14 protein-coding genes and 1 tRNA gene are annotated in these 12,771 nt (G+C 61.3%); 4 read left to right on the top strand and 11 right to left on the bottom strand.

What is annotated here, in order from left to right:
• The first annotated feature begins 81 nt into the window (after window positions 1-81).
• The 3 genes from FHR21_RS19005 (at window position 82) to FHR21_RS18995 (ending at window position 2,018) form a co-directional block, all read left to right on the top strand.
• Window positions 82-297 (top strand): hypothetical protein, encoded by a 216-nt coding sequence (locus tag FHR21_RS19005; protein WP_184101223.1) that lies wholly within the window; start codon window positions 82-84, stop codon window positions 295-297.
• Window positions 298-317: 20 nt separating this feature from the next.
• On the top strand, window positions 318-1,679 hold the full coding sequence (locus tag FHR21_RS19000) for a deoxyguanosinetriphosphate triphosphohydrolase family protein (protein WP_184101221.1): 1,362 nt from the start codon (window positions 318-320) through the stop codon (window positions 1,677-1,679).
• 153 nt (window positions 1,680-1,832) lie between these two features.
• The gene (locus FHR21_RS18995; protein ID WP_184101219.1) at window positions 1,833-2,018 is read left to right on the top strand and encodes a hypothetical protein; all 186 of its coding nucleotides are present in this window, start codon (window positions 1,833-1,835) and stop codon (window positions 2,016-2,018) included.
• 144 nt (window positions 2,019-2,162) lie between these two features.
• On the opposite strand, the gene FHR21_RS18990 is transcribed toward FHR21_RS18995, so the two are convergent.
• On the bottom strand, window positions 2,163-2,459 hold the full coding sequence (locus tag FHR21_RS18990) for a DUF2285 domain-containing protein (protein ID WP_184101217.1): 297 nt from the start codon (window positions 2,457-2,459) through the stop codon (window positions 2,163-2,165).
• Between the two features lie 89 nt (window positions 2,460-2,548).
• Here FHR21_RS18990 and FHR21_RS18985 point away from each other — a divergent pair, with 89 nt between their 5' ends.
• Window positions 2,549-2,788 (top strand): helix-turn-helix domain-containing protein, encoded by a 240-nt coding sequence (locus FHR21_RS18985; protein ID WP_184101215.1) that lies wholly within the window; start codon window positions 2,549-2,551, stop codon window positions 2,786-2,788.
• A 118-nt stretch (window positions 2,789-2,906) separates the two neighbouring features.
• On the opposite strand, the gene FHR21_RS18980 is transcribed toward FHR21_RS18985, so the two are convergent.
• From FHR21_RS18980 to FHR21_RS18935, 10 genes are all read right to left on the bottom strand, one after another.
• The gene (locus FHR21_RS18980) at window positions 2,907-3,716 is read right to left on the bottom strand and encodes a helix-turn-helix transcriptional regulator (protein ID WP_184101213.1); all 810 of its coding nucleotides are present in this window, start codon (window positions 3,714-3,716) and stop codon (window positions 2,907-2,909) included.
• Window positions 3,665-4,102: a DUF2147 domain-containing protein gene (locus tag FHR21_RS18975; protein WP_184101212.1), complete on the bottom strand. Its 438-nt coding sequence runs from the start codon at window positions 4,100-4,102 to the stop codon at window positions 3,665-3,667. The genes FHR21_RS18980 and FHR21_RS18975 overlap by 52 nt, the downstream gene beginning before the upstream one ends.
• Window positions 4,103-4,110: 8 nt before the next feature.
• Window positions 4,111-4,968, bottom strand: coding sequence for a metal-dependent hydrolase (locus FHR21_RS18970; RefSeq protein WP_184101210.1), 858 nt, complete (start codon window positions 4,966-4,968; stop codon window positions 4,111-4,113).
• A 194-nt stretch (window positions 4,969-5,162) separates the two neighbouring features.
• The gene (locus FHR21_RS18965) at window positions 5,163-8,486 is read right to left on the bottom strand and encodes a TonB-dependent receptor (protein ID WP_246427340.1); all 3,324 of its coding nucleotides are present in this window, start codon (window positions 8,484-8,486) and stop codon (window positions 5,163-5,165) included.
• Window positions 8,487-8,574: 88 nt separating this feature from the next.
• The gene (locus FHR21_RS18960) at window positions 8,575-9,534 is read right to left on the bottom strand and encodes a FecR family protein (RefSeq protein ID WP_184101208.1); all 960 of its coding nucleotides are present in this window, start codon (window positions 9,532-9,534) and stop codon (window positions 8,575-8,577) included.
• Window positions 9,527-10,111: an RNA polymerase sigma factor gene (locus FHR21_RS18955; protein WP_184101206.1), complete on the bottom strand. Its 585-nt coding sequence runs from the start codon at window positions 10,109-10,111 to the stop codon at window positions 9,527-9,529. The genes FHR21_RS18960 and FHR21_RS18955 overlap by 8 nt, the downstream gene beginning before the upstream one ends.
• A 124-nt stretch (window positions 10,112-10,235) precedes the next feature.
• Window positions 10,236-11,447: a tyrosine-type recombinase/integrase gene (locus tag FHR21_RS18950; protein ID WP_184101204.1), complete on the bottom strand. Its 1,212-nt coding sequence runs from the start codon at window positions 11,445-11,447 to the stop codon at window positions 10,236-10,238.
• Window positions 11,448-11,645: 198 nt separating this feature from the next.
• Window positions 11,646-11,719, bottom strand: a tRNA-Gly gene (locus FHR21_RS18945).
• Between the two features lie 57 nt (window positions 11,720-11,776).
• Window positions 11,777-12,079 (bottom strand): tyrosine-type recombinase/integrase, encoded by a 303-nt coding sequence (locus tag FHR21_RS18940; protein WP_338113223.1) that lies wholly within the window; start codon window positions 12,077-12,079, stop codon window positions 11,777-11,779.
• 15 nt (window positions 12,080-12,094) lie between these two features.
• Window positions 12,095-12,771: site-specific integrase (locus FHR21_RS18935; RefSeq protein WP_221235270.1), on the bottom strand; the 677-nt coding region annotated here is incomplete at its 5' end.

Raw genomic sequence — 12,771 nt, 5'->3', positions numbered from 1 at the left:
TCGACGCGCCTCGCGCCGTCATGCGTTCATTACTTAATGACGAATTTGCGCGAGAGGGGGACCGTAACACGGAGGCTAACCATGGCAGATAAGGATCCGCAAGACACGGAAATCTTGGCCGCGATTGGCGAAAATGGCATTGACCCGCAGCAACTGATCAACACGCTGCTGGGCGCCGAGTACCCGATGAGCGCCATTATCGAGGCTCTTCAGCGCGCTATCGAGCGCGGCAAAATCTCCCTCGCCAGCGATGGCATGGTGGTTGCGGTAAAGCGAGAATTCGCTAACGCAGCCTGACGCGTCCTGGGGGGATTTGAGTGGCGGGTGAAGAAGAGTCGTCGTTAGAGACGGCCCGTAAAAGCCGATGCTATAGCGACGCAACCGCCTCTGGTCTCGACCAGCGGAATGAGTTCGCGCGCGACCGGGATCGGATTCTCTATTGTTCAGCGTTTCATCGTCTCGCGGGAATCACGCAGATCGTGCGCGCCGGCGAACTGGATATCTTCCACACGCGACAACAACACACATATAAAGTGGCGCAGATCGGGCGCCGCTTGGCGGAGCACCGCCTAAGTGAGCAGCCTGAAGCCGCTAAACTGCACGGCCTGCACCCGGAGGTGGTGGAAGCGGCGTGTCTGGCCCATGACCTTGGTCATCCGCCCTTTGGACACGCGGCGGAGACGGAACTCGATCGCCTCGTTTGCGACCCCACAATCGTGGAAGGTAATAAAAAGGACGCGGCGCCAGACGGCTATGAGGGCAACGCGCAAACCTTCCGTATCCTCACGAAGTTGGCGGTACGTTACAGCAAGGACAACCCCGGGCTTGATCTCACGCGCGCGACGCTCGCGGCAACGCTGAAATATCCTTGGCTTCGCGACCAATCCGTCGACAAGAAGCGCTCTAAATGGTCAGCGTACGCCTCGGAGGAGGCTGACTTCAAATGGGCGCGTGAGCATTGTTCGGGAGAGTTCAAAACCGCCGAGGCGGAGCTGATGGATTGGGCGGACGACATCGCCTATTCGGTGCACGACCTGGAAGATTTCCACCGCGTCGGCATCATCCCGTGGAGCGAAATCATTTCCGAGGATTCTCGGGACACGATCATCAACGGCGTCGTCAAATCGTGGAAGAAGGATCCGAGCTACCCCGCGGATGGGCCGCGCCGAATGAAGGCGGCGCTGGAACGCATCATTCGCAAGCTCGTCATGTTTCCGACGGTCACCAAGGAAGTTTACAACGGCGCCCGCGAGCAACGTCGGCAGCTTCGTAACTTCACCTCGCAGCTGATCGGAAACTATGTGCGTGCCGTGTCGCTCGCCGGCGATCTCGGAGCGGCGGCGGTCGTGATCCATGACGACGCGGCCGACGAGGTCCGGCTGCTTAAGTATTTCGCCCGCTATTATGTGATCGGACTGCCCGCGCTGCATGCTCAGCAGTATGGACAAAAGAAAATCGTCCGCGAGCTCTTCAAGATCTTTCTGTCGGAGGGGAAGGCGGGCAACCTCGCCCTGCTCCCCGCGCGGCTGCGGTATATCTGGGAAGATAATAGCGATGAAAAAGGCGCCCGACTGGCAGCTGATTGCGTCGCCTCGCTAACAGAAAATGAAGCCTATCAGCTCCATCATCGACTGATGGGCACGGAGAGCGGCTTGGTACTCGACCCGATCGTGCGCTGACTTAGAGGTCCGGCGCCTCCACGAAATCGAAATCGTCGAAAATTGACATGCCTTGTCCGACGCGGCCCATGTGCCGGGAGGGGGCGATCTGGGGCAAACGATAAGCATTCGCCACTCCATACTCGCTGTGCCTCTGCTGGGAATACCCCCAACATGCACCATCGCGTTCGCGGCCAGCAGCGACAGACCACCTTTGATGCGTTCCCGCCGGATCCCGGTGCCGTCGGTAAATATGGCGTAGGTAACCTTGGCGAGGTGGACGTCGTTATCTCGACGAGCCGCGAAAAAATACCAGCGCTTGACCGCGCCCAGCAAAATGCGGAGCGACGATGTCTGTGAAGGGTGGGAAGATACCGGGAAAACGAACGTCGAAGCCGACGCATCGTGCTGTCTCTAACTAATGACCGCTTTCGGGAAACCAGCGCGTCAGCCTCAATGGCGGCATTCGGGTGCGAACCCGACTTAACCGCCGCGCCTTCCAGTTCAACGCCCGCGCCGTCTCCCGTCGCCCGCGAGGAACAGCGGCAATCCCTCGCCGATGATCCATCGTGCCCGCGCGACGTGGGCGTCCCAGCAGCGGCGGGCGGCGGGTTCGTCCCGATCAGGGTCGCATCCCAGGATGATGATGCTTGCCTCTCGCCAATCGCGGCCGTCGATGATGGCGCGCTCCTCGACGACATCGAGGACACGCGCATAGGTCAGGATGTTGGCTCGATCATAGGGTATGATGGTGTCCAAGAAGTCGAGGTTTTCGGGGCGTGGCGGCGGCGTCACAGTCATATCCATCGCTCCCGGCAATTCCTCAATCCCAATATGGGATAATCCCAAAACCGACGCAAGGAAAAGCCTCCTTTTGTCGGTTTTTTTGCATGGCTCGATCGCTTCGTACTCCCAAACATCGCCAGCTCCAATCCGGCCTTGCCGCTGCGCGCAAGGCGGCGGGACTGACGCAGGCGCAGTTGGCTGAGAAATTGGGTCGTCCGCAATCCTTCGTCGCGAAATATGAGGTCGGCGAGCGGCGCATCGATGTCGTCGAGTTTTGCGAGATTGCCGATGCGCTGAAGCTAGATGCCAGCGCGTTGCTGGCATCCATATTCGCCGACCGATAGCCCCCATTACCAACACCAATTCGGAAGGCCGCCGCCCGCCCCCAAAAGGCAGGGGCGGTGGCAAGCCGGTGCCGGCCGCAGATTCGCGAACGGGCGTTTCACATCGCAGAGGGAATTTCTAGGTCGCCAGGTGGCGATGTTGACGTGTTGCGATTTCGTGGATGCCGATCTCTCCGTCGAGAACGGCGGCTATGACGAGTTGGGTCCGGTTATGGACCTCGTAGCGGGCGCAAGCCGCTTCGATGTAGGTTTTCACCGTCGCTGGACTCAGGTCGAGGATCGTTGCGATGTCTGTGTTGCTCTTGCCTTGTCCTGCGAGGACGATGCAATCGAGCCAGCGCCGCCGTAGCCGGCCCACACGGACCTGGCGCAAACGGCGGCCGCCGACGATGCGGCGGGCTTTCTGGAAAGCGAAGCTGCCGACGATCTGGACGGTGGCAAGGTGGCGCTGCGCGAGGCCAGGCGTGCGCGGCGAACAGAAATTGCAGGAGCCGCTACGCTCACCCAGCACGAAGGCGGGGACCGTGATGCCGTCAGCGACGCCATGCCGTGCGCCGCGTTCGAGGAAACTGTGGTGACGTGGATCGAGGTCGATCAGGTCGGCGATCTCGGACCAGGTGAAACACGCGTTAGCCGCGATGCAGGCGTGAACGACCGGGTCATCGCGGTGATAGAGGCCGCCGAAATATTCCGCAGCATAGTCGGGCGGATAGTTGTTTATGTTGATGAGGCTGGCCGATCCCTTGCGGTGATCGTCGTGATGGATCATCGCATAGTGGTGGAAGCCCAATTCCCGCGCCGCGGCTTCGAGCAGCCGTTCAACGCCGGTGAGGTCGGTCACCTGCTGGATTTCGGCGAGGAACGCCGCGACGAGGCTCAGCGCACGCGCGTCCACACCTTCGTCCGGCAGAATATTGCCGCCTTGCAACCCTTCACCTCCAGCTTTCCATCGGCGCGTAGGGTCAGATAGCCCTTCGCCGCGCCGTCACCCGTCTCCGGGTCATAAACCGGGCCGCCCTTCCACTCGCGCGGACCGCCCTTGAAACCGCGCAGCACGACTAGACCTTTCAGCCGACGGTCGCGCAAAGCCGGGTCCGGGTTCTTCACGTCGCGTTGGTTGGGATTGGCACGCAGGGGAGCGGCGTCGTCCACCTTGCCGCAGATGGCGGTGCCGCAGCGATAAAGCTCGACCCGTCCCCCTTGGCTGCCGGTCGACCACAGACCGGTGATGGCGCCGCCGCTCCCCTGCGATGCGGCAGCCGCTCCCCCTCCAGCGGCCACAATCAATGTCGTTGCGAGCAAAATCTTCTTCATGCGGCCGATCACTTGGGCATCGGCGCGGCGAGCGGCGGCGAGAGGGTTGCGAGGGCGTGGGCCGCGAGAGCGCGGTCGTCATGCTGCCATGGATGGAAGCTCGGGCGGAAGTAAGTGAACGTGTCGCGCAGCAGGAGCCGCATCAGGCCGGGCTTGCCGTATAGATAAGCGAGAAGCCGTCGCCACGCCCGCAGGTCATTCTTTCCATCTTGCCGCAACAGATCGGCGGTGTTGCGAAAGACGACATAGTGGAAGCGCACGCCCGCCGCGAGCATGGTGAAGAACCGCAGTGTCCAGCGCCGGAAGCGGGGCCTGTCCCGCATCGCGAGTAGTAAGGTGTCGAAGGCCACGGCCTTATGCTCGATCTCCTCGATCGCGTGCCAGCGCCACATGCGCTGCGCTTCGGCGTCGGCACCCGCGAGGTGCATGGGGTCCGTGAGGATCGCATTGGCGAGGGTCGCGGTGAAATGCTCAAGAGCGCAGGTTCCCGCGAGTTGCATGATCGGCGGGCGCCGTTTCGCCCATGCGATCGTCCGTGCCGCGCGGTCCTCGGATGACGTGAGGTCATAACCCGCATCGCGCGCCTGCCGATTGAAGAAGACATGCTCGCGCGAGTGGGTCGATTCCTGGAAGATGAAATCGTCGATCTGCTCGCGCAGCGCCTCGGGCGCTTCGTCGCGATAATGGCGCACCGCCGACATGAAGAATTTCTCGCCGACCGGGAAGGTCGAGGACAGCGCGTTATAGAAGGCGGTCCGTCCAGCATCCCCGCCATGCCACCAGCGGCGCGCGGTCGCGCCGCGACCGAATTTCCAATTACGCCTTTCGATAGCCAGGCCTGCCGGATGTTCGGTCTGGAGAGTCATGATTGGCTCCTTTGTTGCCGCGCAAATAGGCCGCCGCACGGTGCCGGGAAGGACCGGACGGCGGCCGAGTTATCCCTCAGGGGAGGGAGCGCGAGAGAACGCACGGTTTCTGGTCTCAAAAAACCGGGCCGATGCTTGCACCCGGGAGCAAGCTTGGCATCGACCCGAGGTTGTTCCCCCAGTGGAGAGAGGACCTAGAATTTCTTCGCGATGCTGAACCCGATGATGCGCGGATCGAGGGTGAAGACGTTGGTCGTCAGGCCCGAGTCATCGCTGTTCAGGAAGGCATCCGTGATCGGGGTCGAGTTGAAGACATTCTTCACATAGGCCTCGATCGACAGGTCATCGGGACCATCGACACGGAGCGAGATGTTGAAGTTGGTCCAGTCGCGCAGGCGGTCGTAGGGGTTGAGGTTGTAAACCCGCGCCCAGCTCTTGCCCTGCCAATAACCGTCGCCGCGGATCGTCGCGCTCCAGTCGGTGCCGAACGGGATCGTATATTCAGCGCCGAGGTTGACGGTCCAATGCGGTGAATTGGGCAACTCCTTGCCGCCAAGCTCGGTGTAGAGACCCGCGCCGCCGTTCAATTCCGGATAGTTGGCGAAGTCGAAAGGTAGGCCGGTCGCCGGGTCCGGTAGCGTCCGTCCTCCCAAGGCAAGGATGCTGCCGTAACCACCGCACATCTTCCAATATTGCTGGACTTCGCTGTTCGTTTGCAGCCAGGATTCTGCGAATTGGGTGGGAACGACACAATTGGACGGCATCTGCACCCACGGTTTGATGACTGTGTAATTGGGATTGCCGAGCGTGCGATTCATCGGGTCGATGGATTGCTCCCCTTTGCCGATGCGCGAGCCTAGCCAGCCGATATTGGCGTTGATGCGCAGACGATCGACTGGTTCGAACTGCGCCGACAGTTCGGCGCCCCAAACCTTGGCGTCGAAATTCTCGTTGATCGCTGTGCGGTCGCGAATCTGCGACACTTGGTAATTTTTATAGTCGTAGAAAAAGGCAGCGGCGTTCAACGTGAGCCGCCCGCCCATCAGCACATTCTTGGTGCCGATCTCGAAAGCATTGACGAATTCCGGTTCGAAGGTTGGGCCGTAATTCACAGCCGTCAGTTCAAGGACCGGAAGCGCCCCCAACTGCTCATATAGATTTGCTATCGCCTCGGGCAAGATGCCGGCGTCGATCCATTGCTGCACCGTGGCGAAGCCGGGGGTCGGCGGGTTCATGCCGCCAGCCTTGTAACCCCGGCTATAGAAGGCATAGACGAGCGTCTGGTCTGTGAAACCGAGATCGGGCTGCCAGTCGATACCGGCGCGGCCGGTGAACTCACCCCAGTTCAATTTGATATCGGGTTCGGCCGGATAACCGCGCCCGACCGTGCCCCCCGCAAACAGGGTCGGTGCCAAAAGGAGCTGACTCGGTACCGGCGTGAAGGTCTTGCGGTCTCGGGTATAGCGTAAGCCCGCCGTCAGCTTCAGGTCGGGATTGATGTTGTAATAGGCCTCGCCGAATGCGGCCCAGCTTTCCAACTTATAAGGATTCGAACTGCGGAAATAATTGTGCCCCTCTCCATCAATGCTTTCGACCGGATTGGGGTCAATATAGGGACAATAATCCAAACCATCGACCGCAACCGCTGGAATGACTCCGCATTCTCCAATGGTCGCGGTGTTATTAAGCGGTGCCATTCGGGCCAACGCGGTCAGAAGATTGCTCATGACATAATAGTCATTCTGCGTGCGGAACTTCGTATAGTTTCCGCCAATGCTGAAATTGAACGGGCCTGAAAAGCTGGATTGCAGCCGGACTTCCTGAGCAAACTGCTTTGAATCGGCCGAGGAAATATCGAAAACGCCAAGAGTGTCGGAGCAACCGATCTGTGGGTCGCAGAAAATCCCGCCGGGCGCGAGACTCCGCATCGGACTCGGGCCGCCGGTCAGCGGATTCTCCAACCAACCCGACGTATCGTTGAAGATCGGTAGCGTGTTGTAGCGGTTATAATCCTGGAAACTGTATACGCCGTCCCAGTTCCAGGCCGTCTGCGACGAAAGAGTAATACCATCAGTCAGGTCGGCGTCCAAATTGAGTTCGAGCAGATCCGATTTCGCCCTATATATAGGGTCCTGGAACGACGCGATTTCCCGCAGATCGCGCGACTGCATCATCCCGCCATAAGGATCCTTCAGATTCAACAGGGTGGCCCCTGTGCGATCGCCCAGATTTTCATAACCTTGGACAAAGATTGAGTTGGCGACGTTCACGCCGCTGACATAGGCAAGCGCCAAGCCATTAGGTGTCCCGAAGGCATTGTCATCATAAAGGCTGCCCGCTTTGCAGCCCGTACTAAACAGTGCCGCGCGAGCGCCGTGCCATCGCTCGACGCCATTGTCCGAACCAATGACCGAAGTCGATCCGATCGTTTCGGGACTATCGTCCCTGTGACAAAGCTGCTTGCCGGTGCGCGAGCGATTGTCGTCCTCGCGAAAGCGCTCCCAGATAAAATTGCCGCGCAGCCAGTCATTCTCAAAGCCGAGCGTTGCGCGCAGCGAATAAAGGTCGCGGCCATTGACGCGGTTCTTGGTGACGGAGTTATAATCATAGCCGTCGCGGTCGGTCATCGACCCGGCGATGCGAAGGCCGAAGGAATCGGGCACGATCGGGATGTTCAGCATCCCGACCATACGGCGGCTGTCGTAATTGCCGACCTCGCCCTTGATGCTGCCCTCGAACTTGTTCAGCTTCGGCTTGGCGGTGATGAGGTTGATGACCCCGCCGGTCGCATTACGTCCGTAGAGGGTGCCCTGCGGCCCGCGCAGCACCTCCAGCCGCTCCATGTCGAAGAACTCCTGCTCGAAGAAGCGGTTGTGAATGATGCCGACATTGTTGAAGCTGACCGCGACACCGGGGTCGCTCGTCGCTGAAATAGCCTTGGTTCCGATGCCGCGAATCGAGATATTGTAGCCGGTGAAGTTCGACTTGCTGAACGTCAGGTTCGGCACCGCGCGCATGATGTCGGCGCCGCTCTCGATCTTCTGCTCTTCCAGATTCTTCTGGGACAGGGCCGTGATCGCGATCGGCACATCCTGAATCGACTCCACCCGCTTCTGTGCGGTGACGACGATTTCGTTGGCGACGTAGTCGCCTTGCTGGGACGCCGCCGATTGGCCCTCCGACGCCGCGACGACGGTTATGACGGCCGAGTTGGCCGGGTCGCCCCGGGCGACGAGGCCGGTTCCGGCCAGAAGCACGCGCAACCCTTCGCTGACGCTCATGCTGCCGCGGACTGCGTTGGTCGTCTTGCCGCGCGTCGTGACGCCGCTGGCGACGATTTGTATGCCGGCCTGCCGGGCGAATTCGGGAATGGCGCGCGCGGCGTCCTGCGCCGGCACGTTGAAATCGCGTTCCTGCGCCATCGCCGGGCTGGCAATCGCCACCGCGACGATCGCAGCCACGCTCGCCCCCGCGTTCGCCATCGTGCGCGCGCCGTTGAACTCGAAAATTCCCCGCATCTTGTCCCTCCCATATAAGAGGCGCGTTGCGCGCCTTCATAAGGTAGGATGCAGCGCCGCCGCGTTTCCGATGCTTGGGCCGAAAAAATCAGGAGCCGATCGCAACGAGGTGCATGTCACCCGACCGCATTTCCACGCGCGCGCCGATCAGAGGCGCGACCGCGCGGGCGAAATCACCGGGTTCGCTGGTGCGGAAATAGCCAACGATCGGCATCCGGGCGAGAACCGGGTCCTCCACCACCAGCTTGCGGTGATTATAGCGATTCAACTCCGCCACGGCATAGGACAGGGGTTCGCCGTTGAGGGCGAGCCCGCCGCCGCGCCAGGCCAGGGCGCGCTCGATCTCGTCTGCGGCCTTCACCGCCACGATGGCCCGCGTGCCCGTCGCGACGAAACTGCGCTCCCCTCGCGCGATGCGGGTGCGGGTCGCTTCGTGGCCCTCTATCCAAGTCTCGATCACGCCTTCGGTCACGAGGACGTCGACGCCTTCGGGATTGCGCCGGACCGAAAAGGCGGTGCCGACGGCGCGGACGCGGACGTTGCCGATATCGACCACGAAGGGGCGGTGCGCGTCGTGTGCGACCTGAAACCAGGCTTCGCCTTCCTCCAGGGTGATATGGCGCCGCTCGGGTTCGAGCGCGACCGCGATGCGGCTGGCGGTGTTGACCGTGGCGATCGAACCGTCGGCCAGTGGCAGCCGCCGCACCTCGCCGATCGTCGTCGAAAATTGCTGGCCCGACGGCATCAACAAAACGCCCGCGATGCCCGCCGCGATCGCCGTGCCAGCGATGGCGCCGCCGGCAAGGAAGCGGCGCCGGGTGGTCCGCGCTGGCGCCGGGGTTTCCTCTTCCGGTGCGGCGGGGATGCTCTCCGCATCGATCAGCGCGGGGCCGCGGTCGATATAGACCAACGCCGCCTCGGCGCGCAGCAGCGAGCCTTCCCGCCGTTCGTCGGCGGCGAGCCAGGTGTCGAACTCCCGCTGTTCGCCGGGGGAGAGCGGGCCTGCATCGCGGCGGATGGCCCAGCGCGCCGCGCCATCGTCATCCATTGCTCGACGTGCCTTTGACCGCCGTGTGGCGCGTTTCCGAAGGGTCGGCGCTTTCGCGATCTTCGTTCGTGATCGCCTTGAGGATGAGCTTGAGGCCGCGAATGGCCTGTTGCTCGATGGTATGTTCGGGCAGGTCGAGCCGTTCGGCGATCTCGCGCTGCGAGACGCCCTCGACGCGGCGCAGCTCGAATATCTCGCGGCAGCGCGGCGGCAAATCCTCGATCATGCGCCGCACGCGCGCCAGCTCGCGCCGCGCGGCGACGTGCCGCTCCGGGCCGGGAGCGTCGTCTTCGAGCGCCAGCGCCTGCGCGTCCGTCAGATGATCGATCCGCACGATCCGATTGCGGCGAATGCGCTGGAGCATCACCATCCGCGCGGCCGTGAACAGATAGCCGCGCCCGTCGCGAATATGCGCGACGCTCTTCAGCCGGGCGATGTTCAAATAGGTTTCCTGCACGATGTCGTCGATTTCCTCACCCGCAACCGCCATGCGCCGCAGACGCGCGCGCAGCGCGGCCTCGTGCGGAATCACGTTGCCGGCCACCCACGCGATAATCTCGGCACGGCTTTGCCCCAAGCCGATACTCCTCCTCTCCCGATTTTCGCCTTGGCTGTCCCGTCTCTTTCTCGCCTCGGCTAATTAGTAGGATGCACCGCGGCGACTTTTCCGATTGCCGGGCGAAAGTTTTTGAAAAATCCCGCTAACGGGGCTTCTTTCCCTGCGCGCGCAGCTCGTCGAGGTGGTCGCTCCACCATTGTGCCATCTTCACGCGCTCCTTCCAATGCGTGCCGCGGTGATAGGCGGCGCGGACCCGGTCGGTGTCGCCGTGCGCCAGCGCGCGTTCGATCGCGTCGGGCGACCATAGCCCGGATTCGTTGAGCAAGGTGCTCGCCATCGCCCGGAAGCCATGCCCCGTCATTTCATCGCTCGCATAGCCGAGCCGGCGCAGCGCGGCGTTGAGCGTATTGTCCGACATCGGGCGCTTGCGGCTGCGGATCGACGGGAAGGCATAGCCGCTATTGCCCGAGAACATTTGCAGCGACCGGAACAACTCGATCACCTGATGCGACAGGGGGACGTGATGGGGTTTCCGCATCTTCGTCTTCTCCGCCGGGATCGTCCATAGTGCAGCTTCGAGGTCGATTTCGCCCCATTCGGCGTGCCGCAGTTCGCCGGGCCGAACGAAAACATGCGGGGCGATCCGCAAGGCGAGCTTGGTTACGACATGTCCCTCATAGTCGTCGATCGCGAGCAGGAGTTCGCCGACCTCCTTGGGATCGATGACCGCGCCATAGTGCGTCACTTTCGGCACGATGAGCGCGCCCCGCAAATCGCGCGTCGGGTCCGAATTCAATCGGACGGTGGCGACTGCGTAGCGGAACACGCCGCTGGCGAGCTGCAGCGTCCGGCGCGCGCTTTCGTAATTGCCCTTGGCCTCGATCTTGCGAATGGCGGCGAGGACATCGGCGGGGCCGATTTCGGTGACGGGGAGGCGGCCGATGGCAATGCTGATTTGCGAAAGCAGATACTCGCTTCGTTTCGCGGTGGCCGGCGCCCAGGCGCGCGCGCCGTCGCGGCGACGCTTGCGGCAATATTCGTCGGCAATGGCGGCGAAGGTGTTCGCTGCCTCCATGAACGCGCGGTGCTTTTCGAGTTGCTTTTCGCGGGCGGGGTCCCGGCCGTGGGCAACCATCTGGCGCGCTTCATCGCGGCGGCGGCGCGCTTCGCTCAAGCTGATGTCGGGATAGGTGCCCAGAGCCAGCTTCTTCTCGCGTCGGAGGACCCGATATTTGAACCGCCAAAGCTTTCCGCCGCTCGGCTGAACCAGCAGGAAGAGGCCGAGCGAGTCGCCCATTTTATAGGATTTTTCTCGGGGCTTGGCGTTGCGGATCGCGACATCTGAAAGCGGCATGGTTCAAGCCTTTCCACCGAGTGGCCCCCATGCTGGGGGCTACTCGAATTGAAGCCCGACGCTAGAATCGGCAAAATGGCCCCCAAACACGCTCGGATGCTGTCGGATCGTGCTGGACATCGTCGGAGAACGAAAGGCAATATACCGCAGTTTTCTGCGGCTTTCAAAGGCAAACTCGGACAATGTCGGATGAGGTCATGGAGCGGGTGAAGGGAATCGAACCCTCGTCGTAAGCTTGGGAAGCTTCTGCTCTGCCATTGAGCTACACCCGCATCCCATTGGAAATCAGTGATTTCTTCTGAATGACGCGAATCGGTTTACACTGAAGTTTACAGACCGCGTCGAATGCGCTCGCCGATTGCCACAATAACCGCGGATTGGTCAACGTAGGTTCGACGTATCCCGGAAACTTGTTCGGGTGACCAAGCCATGATGTCGGCGACTTCGTGGTCTGACAGACCGGCCCTCAAGAGCTTGGTGCAAAATGTGCCGCGCAGGTCGTGAACATGTTTAGCAGTGCGCTGACCGTTGCTGGTATCGATGTGAATGATACCGGCATGATCGCGAACGCGATTGAAACTGGTTCCGAACCCATCGCCTGTCCAAGGAATACCCCGACTGTTGACCAGCACATGCTCTACTCCTGATTACCTATAGCGGTTGCGCAATTCTACTAGCAATTCACCCAGCTCTGGAATTATCGGCATTGTGGCGACGCGCCGCTTTCCCCGGCTGGCTTTTGCCGCTTTCTTTTGAATGGCGTGTTCATGAATCTCGCTCCAAATGAGCGAGACGAGATCGGCCCGGCGTAGCCCCGTGAGCGCGGCAAGTCGAAGACCATCATAGACATGAGGCGTCCGAAGCTCTTCGCTAGCAACACGGAACTTCTCGATATCTTCCTCAAGCCACACGATTTCAGCCCGAGTGCCATTCCTGTATAGCTTGGGTATGTCGGACGCGACGTTGTTAGTTACCAATGCCCGGAGTCGACCAAACTCGAGCAGCGATCGCAACACGGTGACGCCCATATCTGCTGCGCGCGGGGTTTCGGCTCTGGAATCGCGCCAAGCCAGAACCTTTCTAACCATGCGAGGATCAGACCAAATATTTAGCGGCGTTTCGCCCCATCTTTCTTCGATACGATCAAGGGCGGAACCCCATGTCTTCTTTGTCGTATCCGCTAAATTTTGCCACTCGGGGCTATTGGGGCGCCACTTTCGAATAAGGTCATTGAGGATCAGCGTGCAATAGGCACCCCCTTCGTGGGGTGATCGGCGTGCAAAAAGGACCCCTTCATCCCGGGGATTTAGTCGGCCGACTGGTT

Source organism: Sphingopyxis panaciterrulae, assembly GCF_014199295.1.
Lineage (GTDB): Bacteria > Pseudomonadota > Alphaproteobacteria > Sphingomonadales > Sphingomonadaceae > Sphingopyxis > Sphingopyxis panaciterrulae.
Note: the sequence above shows the minus strand (reverse complement) of the source record. Positions and strands in the feature narration are given on the sequence as shown.